The organism is Spiroplasma endosymbiont of Cantharis rufa (assembly GCF_964019665.1).
Lineage (GTDB): Bacteria > Bacillota_I > Bacilli_A > Mycoplasmatales > Mycoplasmataceae > Spiroplasma_A.
The window spans coordinates 360,104-374,254 of sequence record NZ_OZ026459.1 but is presented as its reverse complement, the minus strand read 5'-3'; the positions used below and the strand labels follow the sequence as shown (position 1 = coordinate 374,254).

At 23.5% G+C, this 14,151-nt stretch carries 13 protein-coding genes; all 13 read right to left on the bottom strand.

The genetic code is table 4. The features are described 5' to 3' along the window. Window position 1 precedes the first annotated feature (1 nt). The gene (locus AACL15_RS01735; RefSeq protein ID WP_339034717.1) at window positions 2-2,344 is read right to left on the bottom strand and encodes a hypothetical protein; all 2,343 of its coding nucleotides are present in this window, start codon (window positions 2,342-2,344) and stop codon (window positions 2-4) included. Then, complete coding sequence (locus tag AACL15_RS01730; protein WP_339034715.1) at window positions 2,344-4,860, bottom strand: hypothetical protein; 2,517 nt, start codon at window positions 4,858-4,860, stop codon at window positions 2,344-2,346. The genes AACL15_RS01735 and AACL15_RS01730 overlap by 1 nt, the downstream gene beginning before the upstream one ends. A gap of 8 nt (window positions 4,861-4,868) precedes the next feature. Continuing rightward, the gene (locus AACL15_RS01725) at window positions 4,869-6,767 is read right to left on the bottom strand and encodes a hypothetical protein (protein WP_339034713.1); all 1,899 of its coding nucleotides are present in this window, start codon (window positions 6,765-6,767) and stop codon (window positions 4,869-4,871) included. Between the two features lie 279 nt (window positions 6,768-7,046). Continuing rightward, window positions 7,047-7,775 (bottom strand): NAD(+) synthase, encoded by a 729-nt coding sequence (gene nadE, locus AACL15_RS01720; protein WP_339034711.1) that lies wholly within the window; start codon window positions 7,773-7,775, stop codon window positions 7,047-7,049. Window position 7,776: 1 nt separating this feature from the next. Further along, entirely contained in the window at window positions 7,777-9,069 is a 1,293-nt protein-coding gene (gene obgE / locus AACL15_RS01715; RefSeq protein ID WP_339034709.1) for a GTPase ObgE, read from the bottom strand. A 25-nt stretch (window positions 9,070-9,094) separates the two neighbouring features. Then, window positions 9,095-9,448 carry a hypothetical protein gene (locus AACL15_RS01710; protein ID WP_339034707.1) on the bottom strand — a complete coding sequence of 118 codons (354 nt, stop codon included), beginning with the start codon at window positions 9,446-9,448 and terminating at the stop codon, window positions 9,095-9,097. 18 nt (window positions 9,449-9,466) lie between these two features. After that, window positions 9,467-10,210 (bottom strand): DUF3196 family protein, encoded by a 744-nt coding sequence (locus AACL15_RS01705; RefSeq protein WP_339034705.1) that lies wholly within the window; start codon window positions 10,208-10,210, stop codon window positions 9,467-9,469. Window positions 10,211-10,312: 102 nt separating this feature from the next. Further along, a complete protein-coding gene (gene rplS, locus AACL15_RS01700) occupies window positions 10,313-10,717 on the bottom strand; it encodes a 50S ribosomal protein L19 (protein ID WP_422398407.1) in 405 nt (134 codons plus the stop codon). Beyond that, window positions 10,717-11,448: a tRNA (guanosine(37)-N1)-methyltransferase TrmD gene (gene trmD / locus AACL15_RS01695; RefSeq protein ID WP_339034701.1), complete on the bottom strand. Its 732-nt coding sequence runs from the start codon at window positions 11,446-11,448 to the stop codon at window positions 10,717-10,719. The genes rplS and trmD overlap by 1 nt, the downstream gene beginning before the upstream one ends. Further along, window positions 11,448-11,942, bottom strand: a complete 495-nt coding sequence (gene rimM, locus AACL15_RS01690; protein WP_339034699.1) for a ribosome maturation factor RimM — start codon at window positions 11,940-11,942, stop codon at window positions 11,448-11,450. Before rimM ends, trmD begins: the two co-directional genes overlap by 1 nt. Next, on the bottom strand, window positions 11,935-12,195 hold the full coding sequence (locus AACL15_RS01685; RefSeq protein WP_339034697.1) for a hypothetical protein: 261 nt from the start codon (window positions 12,193-12,195) through the stop codon (window positions 11,935-11,937). The genes rimM and AACL15_RS01685 overlap by 8 nt, the downstream gene beginning before the upstream one ends. Window positions 12,196-12,197: 2 nt before the next feature. Next, window positions 12,198-12,581 (bottom strand): 30S ribosomal protein S16, encoded by a 384-nt coding sequence (gene rpsP / locus AACL15_RS01680; RefSeq protein WP_339034695.1) that lies wholly within the window; start codon window positions 12,579-12,581, stop codon window positions 12,198-12,200. 312 nt (window positions 12,582-12,893) lie between these two features. Further along, entirely contained in the window at window positions 12,894-14,045 is a 1,152-nt protein-coding gene (locus AACL15_RS01675) for a hypothetical protein (protein ID WP_339034693.1), read from the bottom strand. Window positions 14,046-14,151 lie beyond the last annotated feature (106 nt).

Here is a 14,151-nt window from a genome sequence, read left to right as displayed (position 1 = left end):
TTTAATTTTCTCCATTTCTTATAATATCATTATAAATATTTTCTGCTAGATTTCTAGTATTTATTTTAGAATTTCACTCATAAGTTACTAATTTATTATTTATAATGGTTGAATACATTTTATAAATAATAAACTCTTCAGATATTGAATTGATAATTGATAATTGATTTTTATATAACTCCAAGGCACTTTGATAATCCTTATAATAAACTCATTTCCCAGTATTAAGTTTAAATTTAAAGACAGTATATTTACCATCACTAATAATATTTTCTCAATCTTTTTCTTGATCTTTTAAATTAACTGACTCATTTTTATGAATATACTTATAACTCAATTCTATTTGTTTTTGTAATTCTATAATGACCTCTTCTTCATTTTTTCTTGAAAAGTAGACTTTTCCATTTATATCATAAATTTCATAAGCCTTTCTTAAAATTTGTAATGAATTTTGAAACATTATCTCTTTTGCCGCATTAGGATTTGATGCTATATTCTCATTTAATTGATCTGAAAAATCAGATATATCTTTTTTATCGTTATTGTCAACATAATACATTCTTTTAATTCTTATTCCATTATTATTTTTATCATTGTCTAAATAATAAAAATTATTCTTTCAATTTTCAAAAGTTGTAGTAAATTCTATATCTCCAATATCCAAAGTCACATTCTTGCTATTTTTATTTTGTACATTCTTTAATATTTCACTTTGAAAAAATAACTGACTTTCATGGAAAGAAAATTGATACTTTGTTTTTTTATTATCTAAGGTTTTTCCATATAATCAATCATCATGTATTGGAGAGTTTTTTATATCTGTATTATATAAATTTTTTAGAAGCTCATCGTAAATAAGACTCAATATTATCTTTTTCTGAGTTTCATTAAATCTGGCAAATTCAGTGAAGTTTGCCAGATTTTTTAAAAGATCTTCTTCATCTTCATATTCTCCTTCTTTAGTTAAAATCCTAAGAAGTTCTTCTACATCAAATAAATTGCTTTTAATATTAAAAACATTATTTAGTTTATTAATAAATGGATTACTTAAAAAATTAATTTCATAATTTTTTTGACTTATTTCACTTTCATCAACTATTATTTTTTCTGGATTTGTATCATTAAACCCTATTTGTCCACATCGATCATTATTTGTGTCAAGTCTAAGCATAAGATAATTCTTACCTTCTAATGAGTCATAATAATTAAAATCATGTCATTGCCTTCTATTATTTTTAACTCAATTACAATAATCAGACTCCAAATGCTCACTTCAACTTCCTCTAGTATTTAAACTATTCATAAATTCTGTAAGTACTATTTGATCTCTTCCTTCATCACTAACATTAATTTCTAATTTTTTTCCTGAGTTTAATACTTTAATGTCTATTCCTTTAAGAGTATTTTGAATTAGTTCAAATCACTGACCACTTGGAGCAGTTAGAGTAATTTTATACTTAAATTGATTTGAAATAATATTATCTATATTACTAGAAAAATAAGACCAGAAATTATCATAAAAATAATTATTAAAATAGTCTTCCTTATATCTGAAAGAATCTTCCAAAGGACTTTGATTCATAGTATTTTTTAATGGACCATTTTTTTCTTCATACATTAAGCCATCTGCATCATATTTTGTTTTAAATGCATCATAGTAGTATCCTTTATGCATTTTTGATTGAAGATCTATCATATCCTTTTTGTTAAAAGCATTATAATAAATACCATTATGAAAATAAAATAATGATTGCTTAATTGTTGCATTATTTTTTTGAAATGCTTTTTTTGCCTCAAATTCTGAGTCAAATCACTTAAGAGAATCATAAGAATACTTTGGTCTTATTAATCCCTTATTTACATAACTATCTAAAGCTCTTTCTTGAGCTGATTTTGTTTCCTTATTAATTGGGTCTTGATAACATCCTGAATTTTGACCAGGTAAACAACTTGGAAGAGTTACTTTTCCTAGTGCATTTTTATATACTTTTACAAAGTCATTAGAATTGACTCCATATAGTCTTTCTGGATCAAGTTCATTTGTTGAATAGTTTTTAATAATTTTATTTGGATTTGAAGACGTTGTCTCTTGTAAAATTGGGTTTTTTAGAAATTCTTGAGAAAGTATAGAGTTCTTATCCCTATATTGCTCTCCTTGGTAGTTATAAAGTACTTCAGAACCTATTATTTTAGAATTAAGTTTTAAATCCTTTTCAATTTCACTAATTTGCAATTCAGCCTTTTCATTAAAACTCTTTCTTGTATTTTGTTCAAAACTGTTTGTTAATAATGGAGCAGTAGTTGAAAAAAGAGCTGCCATAGATAGTAGAAACTTTGCTTTCATTAATTTATCCCCCTTGTATTTGAATTATCAATTTCTTTAATGTTTGAATATAAGTAATCTATATATTCAGCTCTATTTGAGAAAAATTTATCATTTAGTCAAAATTGTTCAACTTCAATCTCAATTAAATTATTTCTAAAATTTAATAATTTCATAATGTAATACATTAAATTAGTTTTGTCTTTAAAATAGTATTTTATTCCATAAAAATCAAAATAATAAATAGTTGTCTCTTCAAAATCTAAATTATACAACTCATCATAATTATTTTTACCTTGTACTAATTCTGAAAATAAAACCTTTTTACTTGTATAAGTAAATGTTGATAATACATATTCCTTTGCTTCTTCAAAATTTGTAAAGTATCTATATTCGTTTTGTTCAAATGAATATTTATAGAAAATTTGATATTCTTCTTTTTCCAATTTTTCTAGCATGCTTTGAAGAGCCATTTGTTCATTATCAAATCTGCCCCCGAAAAAATCTGTATATCTTTCGCCAATTTTTCCACTAATTAAATATTCCTCTAATAAAATATTTACAAGATCATCCTTATTTTCATTTTTATAGTTTTTGTCTTTAGAAGAGAAATAAACTTTTTTTCCACTTATTAAAGTCTCATTAATAATATCTCTTTTTAATTGAATAATAGCATCATCATAAGTTGGAAAGTATCTTTCCTGATATAAATATATATCATTTTTAATTGGTTTTTTTAATTGGGTCACTCTAAAGATTTTTGAAGGATCAAATTTTTTTGATGAAAGAATAAAATTTGTCATTTGATATTCTAATCTTTGATGAGTATCTGGTATTAATAATTGATAAGTTTTTGTACTACTTACAGGTATAAAATCTAGAATCTCAATAACAATTGAAGTTATAATTAAAGCCTTTTGTGCCTTAACAGATAAATCCAATACCTTTGTTACATATCTTTCAAAAACTCCATTATTTTGGGCTACTTTTTTTTGAATATCTGAAACTAAATCATTAAATTTACTCTCAGCAAAATCTAAACTCTTATCTGCAAGATGATTAAGAATATTTTTTATTTCATTTGAATCTTTTCTTGAGTTATTAAACTTACTAAATTCCTTTTTATTAACTAAAAAATCTGTTATATAAGTTGCATCTTCAATACCAATTTTTTCTACAAAATCTTTTCATTCTTTTCTTGTATCAAATTTTAAAAAGAAATTATAATAAATTTTAGAGAGCATTAAATTATCCTCTTGTGTGATATTTGTAAATCTAAAAGCCTCCTTCATTTGATATAGATAAATTGAACATAATGTTGAAAAATCCATACTTTTAATATTTTTTAAACTATTAACAGCTGCATTGGATTCTCCAATAAGACCATATTTTTTTATTAAATATTTAAAGTCAGATAGTTCCCTTTCTGCCTTAAATCCATCAAAAATAGTATTAACAGTAAAGTTTTCTAAACTTCCAAATCTATTTTCTAAAATACCTAAATCTACAATTGAATTGACATTCATTGTCACTAAAAACATTAATTGTTCTACCAAATAAACAATTGTAGAACTTATTAAATTAAATAAGGCTTCTTTTGCACTACCTGTTTCAGAACTTACTAACTCTCAATTATTTTTATTTAAAATAATATTTTGTATATCTGAAGTTGATTCAATTATTGAATCACCTGTATAGACACCATCTTTTTCATCAATTTGTTCCAGATGATAAAGCCCTGGGGAGTTATAAATCTTATCAATTTTTGCCTTATCAACTTCAGTTGGATTTATAACTGATAAATCATTAACTTGACTATCTAAAAACTTATCTCCACTTTTAGTTGTATATTCTAATTCTAATGAGTTTTCTATTTGTTGTTTTAAGCCCTCTTTTGTATATGCTAAATTTCCATAATTATATAGATCTTTACTTGGAAGGGAATTATTGTTTAAAAAATTTGAGTAATAATCCTCTTCTAAATCAGATTTATTTTCATATTCCTTACCATTTGAATAGTATACTTTTTCTATTTTATCAAGATAACTTTTTTCAACTGCTTCTTTTGCAATTTGTTCATTAGATTCAGAAATAGCTTTACCATTTGCATCTTTATAAACTATTGTTTCATCATTTGAATCAGCTAAAACCTCAGGATATAGTTGTCCTAGCGAATCCATTACATAATCATCTACATTTTTATTTGTTTTTGTTTCTTTTATTTCATAAGAGTTTTCAATATAATCAAAAACCTCTTCAAAAGTTTCAAATTTATTTTCACCAAGAATTAATTGATTATAAACATCTTGATATTTTTGAGACTTTACTCCACTTTCTTTATTATATAAAAAATAGTCGATAGCCTCCATTTTTGAGTCAAATTTTTCTCCAAATAATTGATAATATAAATTATTGTTAGGATTTTTTCAATCACCATTTTCATCAATGTTACGACTACATGCTACTACCATTGATGCAGAACTTGCTCCAATAGATAGTGTACCTAATATTGTTAGTACCTTTTTAATACTTCTCACCCTCTCTATTATTTTTTAATGTATTTAAAAATATCTTTTAAAAATTTTTGAATGCTAAATTGATTATTAATGATTCTAAATTTTATGTATGAAATAAATTCAATAAAAAATATTATTGAAATATTTAACATAAATACTATTAATATGAAAATAATAATAATTGAACTATTATTTTTTGCAATTTCATTAATAGTTGCTGAATTGCTCTTGATATTAAATTTAATATTATTATATTGAGTTAATTCACTTATCATTAATCTATTATTTTGAATATTTTTAAATAATGTTTTTTGATATTGATTAATATTAATTATACTTTTAAAAATAGTTGAATTATAACTAGAAATATCTAGCAACTTATACGTTCTTATTTTTTTAAAACTTAGATTATATTCATAAGCTATTTCCTTATCAATGCCTATTGTATTAATAATATTAAAGTAAATTGAAGGCTCAATATTTGTCTTAAAAAAATAATTAAATCCATATCTTTTAAAATCTTTATAAATATATCTAAGTTCATTATCTTCAATATCTATGTTTTTAATATCCTTTCATAAAAAAGAATTTATGACATTTAATCAGTAATCCATTTCATATTCTTTAAAGTATAAAAAACTTTGAAAAACCTCGATATAACTTCTTTCAGTTATTTCATCAATTTCTAAGGGATTACTAATATAATTTATAAGATAAAAATAAAATATATCTTTATAAAAATTGTTAATAAGACCTATTTGAAAATCGCTTGCGTTATTAATTTTTAATATAAGTTTGCCATTTTTAAAGTCCAGTTGAAAGACCAAAAATTTTAGTTCATTAATTTTTTGATCATCTCATAAATAATTATTTTTTAGTGTTTGATTAAATTTTTCTAAACCTCTATAAAAATTGTTTGATTCTTTAAATCAAACTGTTATATTCGACATTATTTTTTCAAAATCCTCAGATTTCATTAAATTTTTTCAAATTAAATTTATTCCGTCACTTTTTTTATATTCATTGTTAATTTTATAATCATATACATTACAAACTGGATATATTTCTTTATTTACATATACAATTTCAGTATTATAACCCTCACAAAAATTAAGCATATATTTAGTATATTCATCAAAAATAACTTCATTTTTATAATTAATAATATTTAAATTTTTAAAATTTATATTATGAATAGGATTATTTAAAGCTGCAGCAATTAAATTAATATCTTCAAAGGAAAAATTTAGTTTTTCCCTTTTTTTTGAAACTTCATCTACTATTTCATAAGAAACTCTTCTATCTGAAATATTTTTTTGAACAATTGTTAAATGTAAAATATTCATTAAAGACAAAATTACAAATAAAGAACTAAAAACTATACTCGATAGTTTATTTGAAATTATTATTACTCCTGAAATAATTAAAAAACAAAATGGAATATACAATATTAATAGTAGTTCTTTTATAAGAAATACTTTAAAAACAAAACCGATATTATTAAATCCTATTATTCAAAAGTGAAATAAAATAAATATTGAGTTAATAGAAGAAGTTACAATTAATAAAATAATAAAACTACTCAATAATCATAGACAAATATATCTAAAAATATATAAATTTCTATATGCATCTCTTTGAAAAAAATAGTTAAGAATTTTTATTTTTTTTAAATAATTTATAAGTACAAATGATATAAAGGGAATTATGCAAAAATAAATAAATCAATCAACATAATAAACTAAAACATTTATAAGGATTAATTTATTTTCATCAGCTGAGTTTTTTGAATTATACAATAAATTTGATTTATATGTAAAAAAGGCTATATTAAAAATTAAAAAATATATTAAAGTCAGTGAAATTAATACTATTCATGACTTTGCATTTTTAATATGCTCTTTAAAAAAATCAAAATTAATATGCATTTTCCCACCTATTATTCTTACTAAAGTTTTTAAATACTAGTTACTTAATATAAAACAAAATTTAATATGTATAAACTAAATTCAAACTTTTTAGAATTAAATACATAAAATAATCTCAATTTAAAAATTTAAATAAATCTATTTATTATTCACCACATTATACTTTTTTATTATATTCATTATTTACTTCTCCTTTCAAATTCATTTTATCAAAAAAAAAATTAAATAAGTGTTATTTTTTTAAATAAAAAAAACTTCAAAGTCTAAAACTTTAAAGTACTATCTAATATTTTTTGGAACTGGAGCAGCTTTTCTTTTATGCTCAGAGATTTTATGCAAATATTCAACTCTTTCTTTTACTTGAATATCCACTGATTTACCAATAATATAATCATCGATTAAATCATAACTAAAGCCTATTTCAGTTTCATCTGTTTGATCTTCTCATAAACTTGCAGTTGGAGCTCTATTTATAATTGATTCAGGCACACCTAAAATTTTTGCAGCTTCTCTAACTTCTCTTTTTAAAAGATGAACAATTGGTAATAAATCCACTCCTCCATCACCAAACTTTGTAAAATAACCAATATGTCATTCATCAGCATTATCAGTTCCCAAAACTAAATAATTATGAGTTTGAGCCATTGAATAAAGCGTTGTCATTCTTAATCTTGCTTTAGAATTTGCAAGAGCTATTTTTGATTGCTCAATTCCAGATTTATTTAATGAATCTGATAGAACCTCAAATGTTTTAGATAAATCAACTGATACATTTTTTAAATTAAGCTTATTAATTAATTCTAATTTGCATTTTTCATCTAACTCACTTGATTTACATGGCATTCAAACAGTCATATAATCATCTGGAAATGCTTTTTTTGCAAGAGCTGCAACAACAGCTGAATCAATACCACCACTAATTCCTACAATAACACCTTTTTGATTTGCTTTTTTAACTTCTTGTTGTAATCAATTTACTAAATAATCTAAATATTCTTTTAATTGCATACTAATCCATTCACTCCAATTCTATATCAAAAACTTTAACTACATCACCACGTTGGGCTCCTTTTTCTCTTAAGATATTATAAACACCTAAATGTTTAAGTTTTTCATTAAACAGTAGTAAATTATCATAAGTTGAGATTGGAGTTTTTTGATACGCTTTATAAACATCCTCACCTTCAATTCTTCATCTACCATTTCCAAGATTTTTGACTTGAATATCTTTTAAGTCAGATTCAAAGTTATAAACTTTATAATCTTGAGGATTTTCATCTTTTATTTCTCATAAAGGAATATCTTTTACTATTTCTAAAGTAGAACCTATTTCTAATAATAATTGATCAATATTAATTTTAGTCAATCCAGAAACTTCAATAATTTTTTTATCTTTATATTTTTCCTTAAAGTATAAAAGATTTATTTTAGCTTCATCAATATCAATTTTATTAGCTACAATAATTTCAACTCTTTTTTCTAAATTAAAATTATATTCAATAAGTTCTTTTCTAATCAATTCATAATTTTTTACAACATCTTCTGTTGCATAATTTCCTGACATATCAATAACATGACAAATTATTTTACATCTTTCAATGTGTCTTAAAAATTCATGACCTAATCCCTTCCCTAAACTAGCTCCCTCAATTAATCCTGGCAAATCTGCAACAGTAAAAGTTCTTCCACTTTTATCTCTACTTACTCCTAATTGTGGATTTAAGGTTGTAAAAGGATAATCTGCAATCTGAGGTTTAGAGTTTGAAATAGCTCTTAATAAAGTAGATTTTCCAGCATTTGGAAGACCAACAAATCCAACATCTGCTAATACTTTTAATTCTGCTTTAATATTTACTTCTTGTCCTGGGTCTCCTGCTTCAAAAATTGTTGGAGCTTTATTTCTTGAGTTTGCAAATCTTGCATTTCCTCTGCCACCTTTACCACCTTGAGCCAAAACTTCTTGTTGTCCATCACTAATAAAATCAAATAATAATTCATTTGTATCATTATTATAAATAATTGTTCCTACAGGAACTTTGATATAAGTATCCTTACCATTTTTACCATGCATATTTTTAATATCGCCTTTAAAACCATCTTCTGCACTGTAAAATTTTTGTAATTTTAAGTCTAATAATGATGATTTACCTTCATCTGCTATGAAAATAATATCACCACCTTTACCACCATCACCACCATTGGGTCCTCCATTTGCTACATATAGTTCATGACGAAAAGAAACAGCTCCATCGCCACCTTTACCTGATTTAATATTAAAATGCGCTAAATCTACAAATTTCATGAACTAAGTTCTCCTCTTTTATATACTATTCTAAACTATCACTATTCATTGATATTGATATTTCACCATTGATCAATTGAATATAACAATTATGACATAAAAATGTTGGCATACCAATTGAAGCATTATAATCATCTAACTCTTGCCATGCTTCAATTTGAGGCTCTATCATGTCATTTAACTCATCATCGTCAATTTCAGGGTTTTCATCCAATATTTCCTTTGCAATTTGCCCAAATGTTTTTGGTGCTTTTTCATCTATAAAATCTATTTCATCAATACCACAAACTGAACAAGTAACTCCAAATAATTGCATCATTACATTTTTTGGGTCATTGAATTTTACAAAATCCTCTTCTGTGAAAGTTGTTTTTATCATAATTTTTACCTCTTTTCTTTAAATGATATTATTTAACTCACTTAATAATAACATTGTATTTTCCTTATTAAAATCTATTTTTAATTCTAAACCCTCTTCTAAACTAATTCCTAATGAATCACAAGCCTTCATAATAATTGCCATTGCTAAATCATTTAATGTAAAGTTATCAAAATTTAAAATTGGAAAAGCATTATAAAAATATGCGTTTGCAATGTGTTGACAAATTGTAAATAAACTTGGATTTGAATCATAAATAGTTTGCTCTATTTTTAATTCAATATCTTTTAAAATTTCTTGTGCTTCTCTTAAATTAAATTTTGAAGGATTTATAGATATAGTAGAACCATTTTTTTCAATAAATATTTCTTGATCTATTAATTGTTCAATTAAAACCATAATTAAGAATGTTTTATATTCTGCTTTTATCTCACTATCTAGTAAATAAACTTTAATTTCCTCTAGAATTAATCTAGCATTTAATCCCCTCAATGCGTCAAAAGCCATTAAATGAGATTCTTGATCTAGTTTTTTTGACATGATATCAACAACTTTATCTGTTGTTCAATTTATAAAATTTTTTTCATTAAAATTAAGCTTTTCCATTATTTTTTTTTGCATTTGTTCCAATTGCTTTTCAAAATCATGAGGTACATATGGAGCATTTAATTCCTCACAAACAATTTTAAAAGCATGATCATAATCATTTTTAGCCATTGCTCCACTAATTTTTTGCATTATTTCTTCATAATAATTTTTCATAAAAAAGTACCTCTTAATATTTAATATTTTACCTTTTTTAAGAATTAAATAAATAGAAACAAAAAAATCTTTCAAATATATGAAAGATTTCAAATTAAATAATTATTTTTTAACTGCTTTTTTAACTGCTGAAGCATCTTTTGCTTTATTATTAATAACTTCTTTAATACGTGCAGCTTTTCCAGTTAATTTTCTAATATAGTAAATTCTAGCTCTTCTTACACGTCCACGTTTAATTATTTCAATATTTTCAATAATTGGTGAATGAACTGGGAAAGTTCTTTCAACAAAAACTCCATTTGAGTTTTTTCTTACACAAACTGAATAAGAAATTCCACTTCCTTGGGTTTTAATAACTACACCTTCAAATGCTTGGATACGGAATTTTTCTCCCTCTTTAATTTTTACATTAACTTTGATAGTATCTCCTGATGTAAAATTTGGAAGATTAGTATTCAATTGTTCATCAATTAATGCTTTTGTGTTTTTTGTTAACATATTCATAATTATTTATCTCCTTTCATTTTTTTTAATTTTTCTATAAATTCTAAATCTAATTTGCTTAATTCACTTTTTTCTAAAAGATCTGGTCTTTTATTAAAAGTATTTCTTAATCTACCTTCTTGACGATATTTTTCAACATTTGCATGATGTCCACTTGTTAAAACTTCTGGAGCTTTTTTACCTCTAAAATCAATTGGCTTTGTATAGACTGGATGATCTAATAAATTATTTTCAAAACTATCATTTATATGTGAATCTTTTGCAATTACACCATCTAATAATCTGGTTATAGAATCTAAAATAACTATACTTGCTATTTCACCACCAGTTAAAACATAATCGCCAATAGATAATTCTAAATCAACATAATCTAGAATTCTTTCATCAAAACCTTCATAATGACCACATAATAATATTATATGCTCATATTTTAAAGAATACTGTCTTGCTAAATTTTGATTTCAAGTTTGACCTTGAGGACTTGTTAAAACTACTAAACTATTTTCCTTTTTACAACTTTCAATCGCATTGACAACTGGTTCTGCCATTAAAACCATTCCTTTTCCACCACCCAATTGATAATCATCAACTTGATTATGTTTAAGGGTTGTGTGATTTCTAAGATCAATAATTTCAACATCAATGCTATTTTTTTCGATTGCTCTTTTAATTATTGACTCTGATATATAAGAATTAATTAAGTTGGGAAATAAAGTTATAATTGAAAATTTCATTATAATAAAACCTCAATTTGCTTCACATATATTTTCTTACTTTCAATATCTATTTTTTCCAAATAGAATTCAACGCAAGGAACCCATATTTGCTTATTGTCTATTTCAACTTTTATCAAGTCATGTGCACCATTAAACATTTCATCAATAACTTTTCCATAAGAATTTTTTTGATAAAAACATTCAAATCCAATATAACTAAATTCCTCTTCTACAATTTCAGATTCTTTTTTTACATAAACCAAACTATTAATTAATTTTTGAGCACTTTCAATATCTTTAATATTTTCTAAAGCAATTATGTGTTTTTTATTTAAAAAGTAAGATTTTTCAACTTCAAAAACATCTAAGTTTTTAGAACTACTTTCTAAAAAGAATTGCTCATTTTTTATATCTTTAACAAGAATTAAATTACTTTCCAACTTAAATTTTACTTCACCTTTTAAACCATGAGTTGCAACAATTTTTCCTATTTTTTGTAAATTATTAAACATGTAGTTCTAAAACCTCTAAATCTATAATAATTTTCTTAGAAAAAATAGATACCTCAGAATTACATAAATTAGTAATTGTTTCTATAAAACCTTCATTTTTTTTATTTTTAAAAAAATCTTTATTCTTTTCTTCAATTACAAGAATAAATTCATAAGTTTTATTAGTTTCGTATTTTTGCTTTAAAACATATAATATGTCTTTTGGAATAATGTCTTTTAAAATTCCTTCAAATGTCTTAAAAACATCTTGCATCACTATTTATCTGAATTATTTTCTTTTGCTTCAGTAACTTTTTTAGTTGGTGCCTTTGTAGTTTTAGACGCAGTTGTGACTTTTGGTTTTGCAACTTTTTTAGTAGTTTTTGGTTGACTTTTTTTACTTTCCAATTTAGCATTGTGTAAATCAGTCATAACTCCTTCTTTTGAAAGAATGTTTCTTACAGTCTCAGTTGGTTGAGCACCTTGCTGAAGTCATTTTAAAGCTATTTCTTTTTTAAGACTTACTTCTCCATTAATTGGATTGTATGTACCAATTAATTCGATGTATTCTCCATCACGTTTAACACGGGCATCTGAAGCTACAATTCTATAAAATGCAGCTCTTTTTTTACCAGCTCTTTTTAATCTTAATTTAACCATTTTTTTCCTCCTTTTTTCTATTTAAGAACATTATTAATATTAAACTAAAAAATAAGTTTGTCAAGTTAAATTACTTAACAAACTTATTTTAAGCACTTATTATGAGCATAAAATATTACTCTATTTGAGAATATGTCCTCTTCTTCAAAATGTTCATAGACATCTCCATCTGAAATTCGTATCTTGCATTTATAGCAAATTTTAGCGTGTATATTTCTTTTCATATAACATAATACTAAAATTAATATAACATATAATATTTTAAATTTTATATAATATTAGAATTTAGAAATATAAAAACATTTTAAAATACTATCTTGCAAAAAATTTATTTCATAAACCTATAAATATTCAAAACATTATAAGAATAGTAAAATTAATAATATAATATGTATTTTGATCTTTAGATATTGATAATATATTTATTACTAAAGTAGCAATGAATATTACCAATGGTACTATAAATGTTTCAATTGAATTTATAATATTGAATTTAGATTGTTCTAAAAGTTCTAAAAGACCACCGAATACATATGTTAATAACATTGTTGAAAATACAATATATAAAATACTTTTTAATAAATTAAGAAGCTCTGAATTATATCAAACTGGTTCTTCTGAACCACTATTTGTTGATACATCTGGAAAGAAAATAACATTAAGTATAATATTTGCAAATATTATTGAAATAATTACATAATAAACTAGTAGATGCAACCAATATATTTTAATATTGAATTTTTTTGAAGAAACAATAATTGAGATATTGTAATGAATCATAGCAACTATTAACATTGCTAATGCAAAACCAGCAAAAAAGTAATTGTTTATTTTAATACTATTTAAAGACATTATAACTCCTGCAATTACAAAAATAGTCATATTTAATAAAAATGCCATAAATAAAGAATTTTTAAATTTAGAAATATATAAACTAGATATTTTTCATCTACTTGCATGACTATTATCTAAATTATTTAGAGCTAAATTATACTTAATTGAATCTCAACTTGTATTTGTATAATAAGCTTCTGACATTTTTAATTCCTGTAATCCCCTTTGATTTTTAAGAGTTCTTTCTCTTTCCATATTAAAAGTCTCTTTAACATTGTTTGAAATTACTTCTATTGCCTCTGAAAATACTTTTATATCCTTTTCTAATAATAAGTTATTTGCTAATTTATCAATAAAATCTGATAAATAATTTGGGATATAACTAATAGATTTAAAATCCTTTAAAGCTTTTTTAGCTCCATTTAAATCATTTGCTGCAATAATTTTTTTTAAATTATCAATATAAATAATAGTATTTTCAAACTGAAAAAGAATATTATCTCTCAAATTTTTTCTATAAGTTTTAAGATTTACAAATCTTGAAAATAATAGACTTTTAATTGCTCCATAAATAATTGTAAAAATTGTACCTAAAAGAATTAATTTAAAAGGATCAAATAATTGAAACATCAATTCTCCTTCACCTTTATCCTTTAAATTATTAACTCAAGCGCTATAAAAATAATACATAAAAAATAAAAAACATATAAAAACTAACTGTATACTAAATTTTTTA